Source organism: Ktedonobacter sp. SOSP1-52, from assembly GCF_016587395.1.
This window is the reverse complement of sequence record NZ_BNJH01000003.1, coordinates 2,168,581-2,181,432: the sequence shown is the minus strand read 5'-3', so window position 1 is coordinate 2,181,432 and position 12,852 is coordinate 2,168,581. Positions and strand designations below refer to the sequence as shown.

The following is a 12,852-nucleotide window of genomic DNA, read 5'->3' as shown; positions in this document are numbered from 1 at the left end:
CACCGTGCTTGGTCTTGATGGTCAAGCACAGCTTGTTTCCTCATTGATTGGAGAAAAAAGAGCGCCAAAAGCGCTGAAATTGAGAGTGCGCCTTTCTTCTGCTTGTAAGGTTGCTGGCAGGGAGCGGGGAAGAATGTTCTTTCTTGCCCTGTTATTCTTATAGCCATATGCCATGATGGTCTGGTTGGCCCACGCATGTGTGCAGAGGAGGGGGAAAGCGGGGGAGCGGCCTCTTCATCCCACTGGGCGCACGCACCCACCTGGTCAGAGAAGCGTGGCGCTGGGTAGGTTCCAGCCCATGCGGTGCGGAGGGCGGCTGCGTAGAAAGAGCGGTGGCAGGCGACTGGCACCTCCCGCTTTTCCTGGTATATTCGTTTATTTCTATCTAAAATGAGATAAAGTAAAATTTCTCTTGTTTATATGGATTTTTCTTCTTTTGCACAGTATAGTTGTATCTATGGATGGAAACCCTGATGGAGAACATCGTCTTTGTGGAGGAGGGAGTAAGCGGATGGCGAGCATGGAGGACCAGCGCCTACAGGCATTACAACGTTTTGAGATCATTCGTCCTCATGTTGAGGAAGGGGTGTGTCAAACCGAGATCGCGCGGGTGTCTGGTATCCCGCTGAAAACAGTGCAACGTTGGATTCGTTCGTATCGTGGGGCTGGGTTGAGTGGATTGGCAAGGAAGGTCCGCTCGGATGCCGGTCAGCCTCGTGGGCTTCCGCAGGACCTGGTGCTGCTGGTTGAGGGCCTGGCGCTGCAGTCGCTTCGACGGCCATTGACGAGCATTCATATGTTGGTGAGCCAGGTGGCCCAGGAGCACAACTGGCCCCTTCCCAGCTATGCCCAGGTGTATCGGATTGTCGGGCAGTTGCCCGATGATCTCGTGACGCTGGGACGAGGCGCGGAGCGGCGGCGTATCGGGAAGCCTTTGATCTCCTGTTGCGTCGCGAGGCCAGATGTGCCAATGCCATCTGGCAAGCCGATCACTGCCAGTTGCGCATCTTCGGCGAGAAATGAGCAGGGGAAAGCGCAGATGCCGCTGTTGACGGCGATCGAGGACGATTATAGCCGCTGTCTTGCCGGGTATCGGCTCAGTTGGAGCGCTCCTTCGGCCCTGCAAACGGCCTTAACGTTGCGAGGGGCCATCCGGGTTAAAGAGGATCCATGCTGGCCCATTCATGGGGTGCCTGAGTGTTTGTATACGGATCACGGAAGCGATTTTACTTAGAGCATATGGAGGCTGTCGGCGTCGACCTCAAAATGTCGTTGATCTTTTCCCAGGTTGGGCGACCGCGTGGACGAGGGAAGGTCGAGCGTTTTTTTCGCACCGTGAGAGAGGAGGTCTTAGCGCGTCTTCCAGGGTATGCGCCCAAGGTGAAGGATGATCTGAGGCGCCAGCGCGAGCTAGAAGCCGAAGCGAGGGACATTGCGTGCCTGTCCCTCTCGGAGTTTGAGGGAATTTTTCGCGACTGGCTCTTGAAGACGTATCACCGCAGAATACACACAGAGACGAATGCTGCGCCCTCTGAGCGCTGGCTCGACTCGGGGGTGATACCGGATTTGCCAGAAGATGATGCGCAGTTGGATCTGCTCCTGCTGCAACCGCGGCGGCGATGTCTCGTGCATCAGGAAGGGATCACCTTCAAAGGGGCGTGGTACATGCACGAATTGCTTGCGGGCCATGTGAAAGAGCGGTGATCATTCGCTATGATCCGATGGATCTGGCACAGCATACGGGTGTACGAGGAGAAAAAGAGGAGCGATTTCTCTGTCAGGCTTCCTGTGTGGAACGTGGGGGACCGGCGGTGAGTCTGCAGGCGATTCAAGCTTCCCGAACAAAACGACGCCAAGGTGGTTGGAAACGCCTTGCGTGAGCGCAAGGGGTGGTGGCTCGCTATGCATCGCCGGAGCACCGGAAGATGCGTGCGCTCTCAGAGGGAGCTGCGACGCTGGTTCCTGCGCACAGCGACGAGGGAGGCAGCGCAGATGAAGCTGAGAACGTGTCGGCATTGAGTGGACGACCCAAAGAAGCCGTCCAAGATACGGTGGTCATGCACGATGAGTGACGAGCGAGAAACAGCGTGAGAGACAGCTGCAGGAGAACCGCTCCTTGTCTCCAACTGAGCAGCGATCGATGAGGGAGAGGGAACAGAGCCAGCTTGAGCTCCCGTTCTCCTCGTTTGTGCAGACAAAGGAATATCGCCGTTTTGTCCAGGTGTGTGAGGCGAGTCGGCGTTATCGCTACATCGTGGTGTGTGTGGGGAGAGGGGGGTGGGAAGACACGTGCAGCGCGTGAATATGCGAAAGTCGGGAGGTCTTTTGAAACCGTTGTTGTCGGCTCATGGGCGTGACCTTTTCAGCGGAGGGTCCGATGCCGCGAACGGCCTTCTATACATCCAAACGACGGCAACGCCAAAGAGCATCGAGCAAGATCTGGCCTTGTTGTTGTGGGGCCTGCAAATGCTTGCCGATCATGCGAGTACCGTGGCGCAAGAGACCAGGGCGATGCCCGTCGCGATCCGCCCAGAGGTGGTGGACCTGCTGATTGTGGATGAGGTTGATGGCCTGTTGTGGGAGAGCCTGGAGGTGTTGCGGGATCTCTCTGATCGCAGTCGTCTGGGGCTGGTTTTGTTGGGTCGTCCACGGAGCGCAGAACGGTTAGTGAAGCTGTCGGCTTTTGTCCTCTCGGGCGGGTGTGTTGCACGCATTTGCAGCCCTTGGGAAACAGGATACCCGTACCCTCCTCGAACAGCAGGTGCAGCGGTTGGGTTTGCCAGTTGAGGATGAGGCTGTCGAGATGGTTGTGCAGAAGACGCAGGGGAATTTGCAGGTGATGTTCCTGGTGTGCTGTCATCTTGACTATTTGCTCAGTCGTTATGGGGTGTTTACGGTGACGAAGGATGTGGTGGGAGAAGCGATGGATCGCCTCTTCACCCAAAGAAACGTGCAGCGGTTGCGTTGAGAAGCGCTAGCGATTCCACCAGGTCTGTTTTGGTGGCGGAGAGGAAAGGCGTGTGAGGGCCCAGGTCGCGCAAGTGGTTGCAAGAGCGCTGGGAGCGGTTGTTGCCGATGCTCGCGCCTCTGGGTGTGTGCGCAGGAGGAGGAGATCAAGCGCATCTGCGAAGCGGAACTGGAGTTGTGGCGGCGCCGACCCAGCCTCAAGCGTGCAAGTTCGTTGCAGAAACCATTAACAGAAACGCGTCATCGTATTCGGGAAACCTTTCCCCTCACTCAGGAGAATTGTTGGTTGCAATCCCAAATCAGGCCAAAAGGAGCATCTGTCGCTCAAATATCTGAACTTTTCGACGCAGGAATGGAGACAGATGGCCGCAGCGAGCGAGAGGGAGGTGCAGGAGCGGCGAGAGCATCCTCTGCCGCTTGCGCGTCCCTGGGAACTGATTGGAAAAGTGGAGCACCTGTTGCAGAGCAATGTGTGGCCGCAGCTGGTGGTCGGAATCGGATTGGCGACTGGTCGAGGCCTCGTCGAGATTCTGCACACCGGACACTTTACGAAGAAAAGCGCCTACTCCCTGCTGGTTGCCCGCGCCAATGACGGTCTATGAAGTCATGAGTGACCCGTTTGAGGTGCCGACCCTGGTGGAGGCGTCGCAGGTGCTTGCGGCAGTGCATCGGGTGCGCCAGTTCTTTGGGAATCATTTTCAAGGATTGCGACGGCGTGATGTCAGCCAACAATGTCTGAGCCACATTCAGGAAGCCGCCTATAAGCAGGTCGGGAACCTGGTACCCCTGCGCCCGCTGGCACGCAACATGTACACGTCCCTGGCTCATGGTGTCTATCCTCGATTGGCAGCCTGGCTCTATTGTCCGCTCACCGTTGACACCTGGTATTACGCTGCGACTATTCAGCATCATCAGAAGTTTCTGGAGGCAACGTCGGCAGAGGAACGCTCCACGCTGGCTCAGATGGCATTGTACGACGAGTACGTGGTGCTTGACGAGCACGGGAGCATTGACGAGCGTCGAGGCATTCGGCTTGGAGAGCCAGGAGTGGAAGTGTTGGAGGTGTTCAAACAGACAGATGGGCGTGTGCATGGAGTGCCGCAGGAGAAGCGAGCCCGCGCACAGGAAGAGATGCAACGTGATGATGGACAGGAGCGTGAGGATGGGAAAGGCAGAGCGCAGAGAGATCGAGAGAGGAGGTCGCAGGTGCGAGCCGGAGAGAAAGAAGGAAAAACGCTGGCTTTGCAATGGCTCGAAGCGCGTTGGCACTGGTTAATTGCTGAGATGGCAGAGTATGTGGTGGATGAGGGTGGGGGCGACGAGGAAGAAGAGATTTGGGCGATCTGTGAGGCTGAGATGGCGCAATGGAGGGCGTATTGTCGGCAGAAACCAGAGCATGTCGTATCAAGAGATGATGATGCGCACACGGCTCGTCTTGCGGACGTGTCTGCCTGCTCCCTGGAATGAGCGGTGGAACGAGGAGGCAGGTGAGTGGGAGCATATCGGCCTCAAATATTTGAGATGTCGAGAAGACGAGTGGGAGCAGATGAGGCAGGACTGGCAGGATCGTCGTGTGCTTCTGCCTGATCCCGAATTGATCGTCGCGAGGGCGAAAGGATTGCTCTCGAGGGGGGTGATGGAGGCAGAGGCGTGGCCTGACTTGGTGGTAGGGATTGCTGTGCTGACCGGTCAAGGGCTGATGGCCATTCTGAAGAATGGGAGTTTCTCACAGAAGACGGCGTATTCCCTCCTGTTCCGAGATGCAGTCCATGACAATCCTTTTTTTCCTGGTCCCTTTGCGCATCCCGACGCTCGTGCGAGCGGACCTCGTCGTAGAAGCCTGGGAGCGGGTGAGAGAACGTGTCGATGGTACCCAGGTCGATGAGCAAGTACTGCGTGAGCAGTATGGCCCCCGCGTGTGTGCAAGCGCAACGGAGTCTTTTCGTGACCTGGTTCCGTTGCCTGCCGGAGAGAGAGAGCTCTTTCCCGCGCTTCATGGCAGTGTCTATCCCTGTCTTGCAACGCACTACTACTGTCCACCTTCTGTGGAGAGCGTCGACTATCTGGCAACGATTTGTCATGATCCTGTGTTGCTAGCAGATTCTTCACCAGGAGCACGTTTTGCCTGTGCTGCTGTTTGTAACTATATGGAATACCGACTGGAGGATGAGCGCAAAGGAATCTGGCTTGAGCGGCCAGGAGTCCCAATCATTGAGCCTGGTTGGGTGGCAAGAGAAAGGGAGGGGGCTGCTGGTCACGCGGTTATTGAGGTGGAGTTCGATGAGGAGGAGATCGCTGCTCTCGATGAGATTCGGCAGCAGATGGGATTTGGTTTTGCCGCCGTTAGGATGACGGATCGAGGTGAAAACGAAGGTGATGCTGCACCAGGGGGAGCTGCAGGCACGCTGCATCTCTCCATGTGCCTGCGCAATCAAGGACTCTCGCCAGTTTTGTATGAGTTTATCCGGCGTGGCTTGAAGCATCTTCGCGGCAGTGTGGCGGAATTTGTCACGGTGTGCTTACGGGAGGAAATGCTGGAGGGATTGAAACTGCAGCAACCGTTTGAGACCATGGCGTCCTCTGAATTGAGGGCAGGTGATCCCCCACAAGTGACGCGTCAGAGACCTCACGAGTAAGGCCGTAGGCCCGGTGAGACGAGTGTGAGGGAGGTTCTCTGCGAACAGCAGCGCGCGCGAGGGTTGTGCTGCTGGAGGAGGGGAGGGTGTGCGCGGAGGTGATGACCCTGGAATCGGGTGTCCCGGCTGTTGCTGGTCCTGCTGCGCGCCGGTTCACGCGAGGAGGGCGAAAAGCCGTGCGTCGCGCAAAAAGAGCATGGGAGGGGGTGTTCTCGCGCAGGGAGAGGAAAAAAAAGAGAGACCCACATGGTCTCTCAAAAAAGCTTACCTATAAAGTATACCTGAGTATCGCGAAAAAATCAAGGGGGCGGTGAAACTCGGGTGTGATTCATTTTTTTGCATTTTGCCAAGAAGGTGCTTTGTGAGAAAAGGTCATGCGCCCCAACGCCTTTGGCCTTCGGTGCGACCTTTGCGGGGAGCCGATTGAGCCTTGATCTTGGGGCACACGGACAGGAGTAAGAGATGGATGACTTGTTCTTCCAGCGCATGCTCTAACTGAGCTCGTCTCTGTTGGCTGCGCTGCTCTCGGCGAGCAAGACGATCTTCTTTTTGCCGCTGTTGCTGCTGGTGCCAGACTTCTGCCCAGCGCTGATTACAGAGGGCATCACGCAGGGCGAGCATGGGATTGACGTTGCTTGGCTCCCAATGCATCCCCGCTCGTTTGAGCCGAGCCTGCATGACCACCTTGTTCGCGCTTTCCACCATTCCTGACCCAATGGGCCACCCTTGGGCCTGAAACTGAGGATAGTGCATCTGAGGGAGGCGTTTGCCAAAATACCGTAGCGCATCTGTGATGGCTGGGATATCCCTGCGCTGGCTGAGCCAGTGCAAGTGCTCCAGCATGCGCACTGGACCGTGATATTTCAGCTGATGGAGCAGCACGCTCACCCAGCGTGCTGGCAAGCGCTGCCCTGTTTGCTGGGCCTGCTCGTGGATCTTGCCTACATACTCAGCAGCATGCGCAAAGTCGAGAATGCGAATGGCATCATGGCGATGGCTTTGCACAAAGCCTTGAAGCCATTCGGCTCCATCTTGCACTGCACAGACCTGCTCCGCGCTCTCGATACCTCGTCGCGCGATCTCCACTGAAGCCAGATCCGCAAACATCGTCGCATCAGCCAGTCGCGAAAAGTACGAATGGTTGGTGGTCCGTCGGCTGGCCTGCTCTGTGCTCTCTGGCTGCGAAGGAAGCACCTCTGCAATGACCACGGTTTTGACTTCTGCCCAGGTTCCTCCACGCAAGGGAACCATCGCTCCGTCTCCGCTCATGGCCAGGCGTGAGGGGAGAGGTTGGGAGAGGAAGACCCACACGAAGAGGCATGCGAGATGTTGGCTTGCTCGGTTTGAATGGCTTGAACGCTTGCCCCCACTTGTAACGTCTGCCGGCGTACGCGTGAGTCACTCACCTCGATGCCCAGCAGGGCGTGCAGTTCGCTGGCTGCTTCCTCAAAAGAGAGGCGTGCTCCCAGACGGACCAGGCTTTGGTGAGCATGAGGCATCAACCCGCTTGCAGGCAGATCCAACTGCTCATCGAGGGGGAAAAAAGCTGTAGCCGCACTGCGGACAGCTCTGATACTCACGCGTGAGGGTGACCTCTTGCCCCCCTTGGGTTTGCAATCGCCGTTGCCGCTTGCCACGCCCTTGCATGCGGTTTCCACATTGAGGACATTTCACCGGCTGGCGCTGACCCGCTGCCTGCTCAGGTGGGCTCGTGTGAGCCACTTCCTCGATCATTCTGGCTCGCAGCTGGTTCATCTGCTCATCAACGGCACGCTCAATCTCAGCTAAGGTGGCTTGGGGATGCGTTCGCCGCCATTCTTGCATCGCCTGGTCAACGTCCTGACTTCTTTGCTGCCACGACGGAGGTCTCTCTTCCTGGCTCATATCCTCTCCTCTCGTTTTTCTTGCTTTTCTCCTCCTTAGTCTACCATCTTTGTCTCATTGCAAAAAAATGAATCACACCCGTGAAACTCTAGAGCCGTCGAATTTCACGCAGCATGGAGGGACGGGGGCAGAACGCTTGCTGTGTTCTCTGGTGCTTTTGGGGGCAAGGCGCGGATCCGGGGAAAGGGCAAAAGGGATGCTCGACATGATCAAGTGCTGGCCTGATCAGCCGTGTCTGGTACAGGGCTGACGAGAGAATGCTTCTGCCTCTCTCGTCAGCTCCATGTCTGTTTGCGGGTATATATCTGTCCCCTTGGAAAATGGCGCCTGCTTCCTTTGACGCCTGGGCAGGCATTCACACCATGGACGAATGCCTCTTTTCATCTTGAACTGTAGCATGAATTACAGCAATTTGCAATGCCCTAGATGCGCAAGAGGTACATGTATGAGAGAGCTGTCTCTGCATGCGGTTGGGAGTGAGACAGGATGAGTCGATATTCATCCTTTTCTGTTGATGTCCTGACTGCTGTTGTCTCCAACGTTGGCGAAGCTATGCACAATTCGTGCACACCCCCCTGGAAAACTTCGTGGAAAAATGGGTTGTGCGTTTGCCTCTGGCTCAGGTATGCTTGGTGTGAACGACTGCTGTTCCCCCCTCCTTGCGATGGCTCAGGCCTCTCTATTTCTTCTTCGTCCTTGTTGTGCTTTGCTTGTCAAAGGAGGGAACCATCATGCCTGCAACCATCGGGGGAGAGGAGCCTCGTCTGGCTCCACGCAGTCTTGTTGTCCGTCGCCGTCCGAGGCCCTCGCCCGCCAAAGCGCCAGCGGTTCAGACGGCGCGCGCCTCTCAGTTCGCCAAAGCGCGAGCGCGGCGTCCCACGACACCCGAAGAGGTGCCAGAATTCGTGCGGGAGGCCGCGGCAGAGCCGAAAACGTCGCGAGGAGGGAGCTGGCTCCTGCCCTTGGGCTAGGCATGTTCTGTGCGTTGCTTCTGGCGCTTGTCGGATCGGCGGCGATGAATGGGAGTAGCACGCTCATGGACAACGTTCGCTATGGCTATCCGCGAACGACGCAGGTCGATCACATCGTGGGCCATGAGGTGGATCCCCATGTGCCAACCCATTTTACCGCTCTCAATCTCAAGGGGCAGGTGTTGATCTTTGAGGTGCCCGGCGGCGATGGCGCACAGGCTCGTCTTCTGCAAGGGCCTCACCTTGTTGGGACTGGCGCGGATCTGGCACCAATCACGCTCACCTTCTCAGGCGATGTCCACCATCCGGATCTCGTGGTGACGGTGAATGGGCTTGAGGTGATGTTTCACAACACAGGAACGAGTTATGCGCCAATGCGGTAGAAGACAAAGGGGCGACCGTCATAGCAACCTTCACTCACGTGGCTATGACGGTCGCCCCTTTGTCTTTGGCAGAGTCATGGAAACGTGGCAACCGGTTGCCACGTTTTGTAAGAGCAACCTGTTTATGAGAAGCAATGAGGAGCAGCAGCTGAGAAAGGAGCTGTCTTTTTCTTTGCGTTCTGGTGGCGGTATCGGCTCATCTGCTTCTCTGCTCGCGAGGGGTGTCATGGCGGGAGTGCTCACGCGACACGCGCCTATGGGATGCGCAGAGAGGATGGGTGGGATCCTTCTCTCCTCTGAGAAGAGAAAATCTGGTCACTAAGAGTGTATTGTGTAATATAGCTTTTTAAGCTCGATTATGGTATACTAGAGAGGAGAAAAGAGGTTATGATGTGACCAAATAGTGGTCACATCACGAGAATGATACAACGCTGCACTTCAGAGTGTGAAGGAGTGGGTCAATGCCAAAGATTACCGGGTGGGAGCGAGACTACTGGCAGGGGATGTTGCCCCAGGTGGAGCGCCTGGCGCACGAACGCAATGAGCCTGCTTTGGCTCAGTTAGCGAAAGAGGTCTTTGCGTATTGGCGTGAGGAGCGTCACCTCTCGGAGAGTAGCATTCGTAATCCGTTGACGAATCTGCGCAACCAAATTAAGCAACTGCCGCTCACTGAGCAGAATAGTTATCTCACGGATTCGGGGCAGCGGGAGCATCTGGCGCTCAAATATGTTCGCCTCACGCAGCAGGAGTGGGTGCAGTTGAATGCTCCTGCCCGTCAGAAACTGGATGAACGCCTTGGGGATTCTCTGCCTCTCAAGGAGGTTGACGTGCTGGTGGAGCGAGGCACCCGTTTGTTGTCGTCACACAATCCGGCAGAGCTCGCCGTGGGCTGGCGCTGTGTTGCGGTCGCCGTTTCATTGAGGTGATGAAAACGGCTGTCTTTGAACCCAAGACGGCGTACACGCTCTGGTTTCGTGGGCAGGTGAAAGGGCGTTCGCGTGAGCAGGCCTATGAGATTCCGACGTTGGCGCCGGCTGCTTTGGTTCTCGAGGGCATCGCGCGACTGAGGCAGCTGGTGGATGCGCACGAAGAGGAACAGAGCATTCGTGCCCGCTATGGGCAAGCAGTGCGCGAGGCTGCTGATCGCCATTTTCACGACCTGGTGCCTGTCCGTGATGAGGAGCGGGACGCCTTGTATACCCACCTACTCAGAAGCGTCTATGCCACCATCGCGGTGTACTGGTATGCTCCCGAGCAGGTGAAAGCCATTGCCTATATTGCCGAAATCCAGGGACATCGCTTGGTGACCACGCCAGAGCGTCACCCGGGAGCGGGGAAGGTGGGTGAGGAGGATGTGGAACAGCAGCAGCGTAATTATGCTTCCGCCCTGCACTACTTTGATTATGTGGTCGTTGCTTCTGATGGGACCATTGATCGACGTCAGGGGCGAAAGGTAGGGGAGCCTGGCGTCGAGGTGCTTGAGATCTTTCAACCAAAGGAGAAGGGCGTGAGGAAAGAACCGAAGCCGGAGGGACGGCCCCTCAAGAAGAAGAAAGGCAAAAGGAAAGAGGGGGCTGCTTTTTCTTTGATCCGCTTAGCGATCCCCACGCGCGATCGCTTTGACGATCTCTCCGAGAGGATGGTTCCTTACCCTCAAGATCAGGATGAAGTGGTACGCAACCTGATGGATGCCTATGAAGCGGCTACGAAAGCGGCGACCCCACTGCCTCAGCCAACGGAACCTCTTGCCTGGACGATTGAGGCCCTCGATGTTTCTGCTCAGCAGTTGCAAGAGATTCGTGCCTATCTGCTCAGTCAGCAGGTGACCGATCTGCGACCCGTGGTGACCTCCTGGCTCCTGCATGAAGTGGAGAAGATGAAACAGGAGGGACCACACTTTGCCGTTATGCCCACGTCTCAGCTTTCGCGCTATCGGCAGGAAGGGGCGACCAAGGAACGTCTGCGCCGCGCGATCTATGCCATCATGCAGTGGAATCGTGCTAACGAACCCAGGCGACGGTGGTTTCTCAATGTCAGCTTAGTGAAAGCCCTGGCTGGTGGTCGCAAGGATTTGATTGGTGCCGTGTTGAAGGAGCATCAGGCTGAAGTCGATCAGCATCATCAAGAGCTCAATATTCCACGCGGGTATAACAAACATACCGAGCTGGTACAGGAGGATATTCAGTTGCCCGAGGAGCCAGAGGCCTATCCCTGGAATCGGCAAAACTAGTCCACTGCGGCGTAGAGTTAAGGGTTCAAGAATCGAGGCAAGCCTCTCTGTTTAGAGCGCTTGCAAATGCCTTGTGACCACCATCGAGCGTTCCCAAGGAATGCCTCGCCGTGTAAAATCGAGCAGGGAATAGTTCAATGCCCGGTGCAAAAGCATGGGCGTTGTCGCGTGTTCAAACGCCTCCAGCAAACGATCCATTGGCGCATAGGCGGTCCAGGGTTCCAAATAAGCCGTGCGCAAACGCTGGATGAGATGGGGATGCTGTTCCTTGAGTGAGGTTGGCAAGAAATAGGAGAGCAGGCGGAGCGCACTGAAGAATGGATGAGTGAGGCTCGCGTCAGTCCAGTCCAGGTAGGTAATCTGCTCATCCTGTACGAGGATATTCATGGGATTGAAGTCGCCATGTTCCAGGGTTTCTGGGACGCCACATTCCGCGAGACAGTGGCAGGTCGCCTGGAGTTCGGGCACGCGAGTGCGCAGCTGTATTACTTGCTCGCGGCTGAGTCCGTCAGATTGATCGACGCGCAAAGCTGCTTGATCGTCCAACAGTGGCTCAAGTTGGGCGCTGATGACAGAGAGACGCAGGTCTGGACAGCCAATCGCAAGCAGTTCCTCTTTCCGGCTCACGCAGGCGATTTGCAGCTCTGCAAAGGTACAGAGTGCACGCTCCCAAGCGCTCATATCGGTCAGATCAGACAATAACCTTCCTGGCGCTTGCTGCATAAGGAGCCAGTTGCGCGTCTCGTTGATGGCAAGAATCGGAGGAACCAGGCGCGGAAAATGCCGAGCCAAGTAGGCCACCAGCTGTGGTTCGCGCGCGAAAGAGGGTGGCAGCGCTTTCAAGTAGACGTTACCGTCTGTGGTGCTGCCGCGTAGCATACACGCTCCGTACTTGGTGTACAACTGTTCGACTGGTGTGGGCAAGGCCAGTCCTTGCAACTCCAATTGACGGGCCATCCAGGAGGCCGTTTCTGTAAACCATCCACGTCTCTGCCAGGGCATACGTTCACCTTGTACTATCTGTTCTTCTTCTGCAAGCCATGCTTCGAGGAGAGGGCGGTGGCTTGGGTCGACGGATGGCAAGGATACGAGCCCTTCAGCACTGACCCAGTGTCCTGCGAGAAGTGGCCCGCTCGGGAGACGTAGTGTCTCGAAGATGGCTAGACGCTCGGCATTCCGCGACGTGACAAGGAGAACGACTGTAGTGAGGCCGAATTGCTCATGCACTGCTTGATTCAGCAGTAAAGCCCGCTCATGTTCCTGCGTTGGTCGACCTGCCCAGGTCTCTGGCAGGGTCCAGCTCGGCAGGCTGTAGCCCGAAGGCGATGAAGCGAGCAGGATCTGTCGCTCAGATGGATGCGGAATGAGGAATAAGCACTGCATAATACTTCCCATCTTTCTTGCTTACGCAGTCAAGGCAAGGCCTTGATAGGTCCATTTGAACGGCTTGGCCATAATAGGCAATGAAAGCCAGCACCCTGGTCTCCAGATCCTGGACCGACGGAAAGGAGCCACGTTTGAGGTTCTATTATACTACGGATTTATTTTGGTTCCTCTGTACTAACAGAGCGCTCTCTCTTTGTTTTATCTTGCCGGTCACTTCTCCTTTGTTCCCTCTTTTGTTAGATAAGTGGTCACATCAAAAAGAAGAGAGTTTTATCGGTCACTTCACTAATGTGTCCGTATATTTGTAGTCACATCACCGATGTTTCCCAAAATAAGACCCCAGAACGTCTGTTGGCGGGGAGAGTGCCCCTGTTTCTGGGCTCAAAACGCCTCTA

17 protein-coding genes are annotated in these 12,852 nt (G+C 56.3%); 13 read left to right on the top strand and 4 right to left on the bottom strand.

Annotated features, from left to right (window positions below; translation table 11 throughout):
* Positions 1–511: 511 nt before the first annotated feature.
* The 9 genes from JMJ16_RS35180 (at position 512) to JMJ16_RS35140 (ending at position 5,603) form a co-directional block, all read left to right on the top strand.
* A complete protein-coding gene (locus JMJ16_RS35180; protein WP_201389153.1) occupies positions 512–1,234 on the top strand; it encodes a helix-turn-helix domain-containing protein in 723 nt (240 codons plus the stop codon).
* Between the two features lie 5 nt (positions 1,235–1,239).
* Positions 1,240–1,704, top strand: coding sequence for a hypothetical protein (locus JMJ16_RS35175; protein WP_201389151.1), 465 nt, complete (start codon positions 1,240–1,242; stop codon positions 1,702–1,704).
* Positions 1,705–1,892: 188 nt separating this feature from the next.
* The gene (locus tag JMJ16_RS35170) at positions 1,893–2,072 is read left to right on the top strand and encodes a hypothetical protein (RefSeq protein ID WP_201389149.1); all 180 of its coding nucleotides are present in this window, start codon (positions 1,893–1,895) and stop codon (positions 2,070–2,072) included.
* Between the two features lie 253 nt (positions 2,073–2,325).
* On the top strand, positions 2,326–2,787 hold the full coding sequence (locus tag JMJ16_RS35165) for a hypothetical protein (protein ID WP_201389148.1): 462 nt from the start codon (positions 2,326–2,328) through the stop codon (positions 2,785–2,787).
* Positions 2,777–2,968, top strand: a complete 192-nt coding sequence (locus JMJ16_RS35160; protein ID WP_201389147.1) for a hypothetical protein — start codon at positions 2,777–2,779, stop codon at positions 2,966–2,968. The genes JMJ16_RS35165 and JMJ16_RS35160 overlap by 11 nt, the downstream gene beginning before the upstream one ends.
* Positions 2,969–3,329: 361 nt before the next feature.
* Complete coding sequence (locus JMJ16_RS35155; RefSeq protein WP_201389146.1) at positions 3,330–3,569, top strand: protelomerase family protein; 240 nt, start codon at positions 3,330–3,332, stop codon at positions 3,567–3,569.
* Positions 3,556–4,434 carry a hypothetical protein gene (locus tag JMJ16_RS35150; RefSeq protein ID WP_201389145.1) on the top strand — a complete coding sequence of 293 codons (879 nt, stop codon included), beginning with the start codon at positions 3,556–3,558 and terminating at the stop codon, positions 4,432–4,434. The genes JMJ16_RS35155 and JMJ16_RS35150 overlap by 14 nt, the downstream gene beginning before the upstream one ends.
* The gene (locus tag JMJ16_RS35145) at positions 4,364–4,852 is read left to right on the top strand and encodes a hypothetical protein (protein ID WP_201389144.1); all 489 of its coding nucleotides are present in this window, start codon (positions 4,364–4,366) and stop codon (positions 4,850–4,852) included. Before JMJ16_RS35150 ends, JMJ16_RS35145 begins: the two co-directional genes overlap by 71 nt.
* Positions 4,737–5,603, top strand: a complete 867-nt coding sequence (locus JMJ16_RS35140) for a protelomerase family protein (protein ID WP_201389143.1) — start codon at positions 4,737–4,739, stop codon at positions 5,601–5,603. The genes JMJ16_RS35145 and JMJ16_RS35140 overlap by 116 nt, the downstream gene beginning before the upstream one ends.
* Positions 5,604–5,975: 372 nt before the next feature.
* Here JMJ16_RS35140 and JMJ16_RS35135 read toward each other — a convergent pair whose 3' ends face one another.
* From JMJ16_RS35135 to JMJ16_RS35125, 3 genes are read right to left on the bottom strand one after another with little or no spacing between them, the layout of a single operon-like run.
* Complete coding sequence (locus tag JMJ16_RS35135) at positions 5,976–6,854, bottom strand: hypothetical protein (RefSeq protein WP_201389142.1); 879 nt, start codon at positions 6,852–6,854, stop codon at positions 5,976–5,978.
* Positions 6,855–6,868: 14 nt separating this feature from the next.
* Entirely contained in the window at positions 6,869–7,102 is a 234-nt protein-coding gene (locus JMJ16_RS35130; RefSeq protein ID WP_201389140.1) for a hypothetical protein, read from the bottom strand.
* A gap of 28 nt (positions 7,103–7,130) precedes the next feature.
* On the bottom strand, positions 7,131–7,487 hold the full coding sequence (locus JMJ16_RS35125) for a hypothetical protein (protein WP_201389128.1): 357 nt from the start codon (positions 7,485–7,487) through the stop codon (positions 7,131–7,133).
* Positions 7,488–8,218: 731 nt separating this feature from the next.
* Between JMJ16_RS35125 and JMJ16_RS54930 the strand changes: the two genes are divergently transcribed.
* The 4 genes from JMJ16_RS54930 to JMJ16_RS35110 all read left to right on the top strand — a co-directional run bounded on the left by JMJ16_RS54930 (position 8,219) and on the right by JMJ16_RS35110 (position 11,071).
* Positions 8,219–8,458 carry a hypothetical protein gene (locus tag JMJ16_RS54930; RefSeq protein WP_236601832.1) on the top strand — a complete coding sequence of 80 codons (240 nt, stop codon included), beginning with the start codon at positions 8,219–8,221 and terminating at the stop codon, positions 8,456–8,458.
* A gap of 65 nt (positions 8,459–8,523) precedes the next feature.
* Complete coding sequence (locus JMJ16_RS54925) at positions 8,524–8,841, top strand: hypothetical protein (RefSeq protein WP_236601831.1); 318 nt, start codon at positions 8,524–8,526, stop codon at positions 8,839–8,841.
* Between the two features lie 461 nt (positions 8,842–9,302).
* A complete protein-coding gene (locus JMJ16_RS35115) occupies positions 9,303–9,767 on the top strand; it encodes a hypothetical protein (RefSeq protein WP_201389138.1) in 465 nt (154 codons plus the stop codon).
* The gene (locus tag JMJ16_RS35110) at positions 9,767–11,071 is read left to right on the top strand and encodes a protelomerase family protein (RefSeq protein ID WP_201389136.1); all 1,305 of its coding nucleotides are present in this window, start codon (positions 9,767–9,769) and stop codon (positions 11,069–11,071) included. Before JMJ16_RS35115 ends, JMJ16_RS35110 begins: the two co-directional genes overlap by 1 nt.
* A gap of 51 nt (positions 11,072–11,122) precedes the next feature.
* Here the strand turns inward: JMJ16_RS35110 and JMJ16_RS35105 are convergent, their stop codons facing one another.
* On the bottom strand, positions 11,123–12,454 hold the full coding sequence (locus tag JMJ16_RS35105; RefSeq protein WP_201389134.1) for a phosphotransferase: 1,332 nt from the start codon (positions 12,452–12,454) through the stop codon (positions 11,123–11,125).
* Positions 12,455–12,852 lie beyond the last annotated feature (398 nt).

Excerpts from the sequence above, each read along its gene's own strand:
- JMJ16_RS35150 (WP_201389145.1), top strand. The coding sequence starts at position 3,556 with ATGACGGTCTATGAAGTCATGAGTGACCCGTTTGAGGTGCCGACCCTG.
- JMJ16_RS35145 (WP_201389144.1), top strand. The coding sequence starts at position 4,364 with ATGTCGTATCAAGAGATGATGATGCGCACACGGCTCGTCTTGCGGACG.
- JMJ16_RS35180 (WP_201389153.1), top strand. The coding sequence starts at position 512 with ATGGCGAGCATGGAGGACCAGCGCCTACAGGCATTACAACGTTTTGAG.
- JMJ16_RS35110 (WP_201389136.1), top strand. The coding sequence starts at position 9,767 with ATGAAAACGGCTGTCTTTGAACCCAAGACGGCGTACACGCTCTGGTTT.
- JMJ16_RS54930 (WP_236601832.1), top strand. The coding sequence starts at position 8,219 with ATGCCTGCAACCATCGGGGGAGAGGAGCCTCGTCTGGCTCCACGCAGT.
- JMJ16_RS54925 (WP_236601831.1), top strand. The coding sequence starts at position 8,524 with ATGGACAACGTTCGCTATGGCTATCCGCGAACGACGCAGGTCGATCAC.
- JMJ16_RS35125 (WP_201389128.1), bottom strand. The coding sequence starts at position 7,487 with ATGAGCCAGGAAGAGAGACCTCCGTCGTGGCAGCAAAGAAGTCAGGAC.
- JMJ16_RS35115 (WP_201389138.1), top strand. The coding sequence starts at position 9,303 with ATGCCAAAGATTACCGGGTGGGAGCGAGACTACTGGCAGGGGATGTTG.
- JMJ16_RS35140 (WP_201389143.1), top strand. The coding sequence starts at position 4,737 with ATGACAATCCTTTTTTTCCTGGTCCCTTTGCGCATCCCGACGCTCGTG.
- JMJ16_RS35105 (WP_201389134.1), bottom strand. The coding sequence starts at position 12,454 with ATGCAGTGCTTATTCCTCATTCCGCATCCATCTGAGCGACAGATCCTG.
- JMJ16_RS35135 (WP_201389142.1), bottom strand. The coding sequence starts at position 6,854 with ATGGTTCCCTTGCGTGGAGGAACCTGGGCAGAAGTCAAAACCGTGGTC.
- JMJ16_RS35130 (WP_201389140.1), bottom strand. The coding sequence starts at position 7,102 with ATGCCTCATGCTCACCAAAGCCTGGTCCGTCTGGGAGCACGCCTCTCT.
- JMJ16_RS35175 (WP_201389151.1), top strand. The coding sequence starts at position 1,240 with ATGGAGGCTGTCGGCGTCGACCTCAAAATGTCGTTGATCTTTTCCCAG.
- JMJ16_RS35155 (WP_201389146.1), top strand. The coding sequence starts at position 3,330 with ATGGCCGCAGCGAGCGAGAGGGAGGTGCAGGAGCGGCGAGAGCATCCT.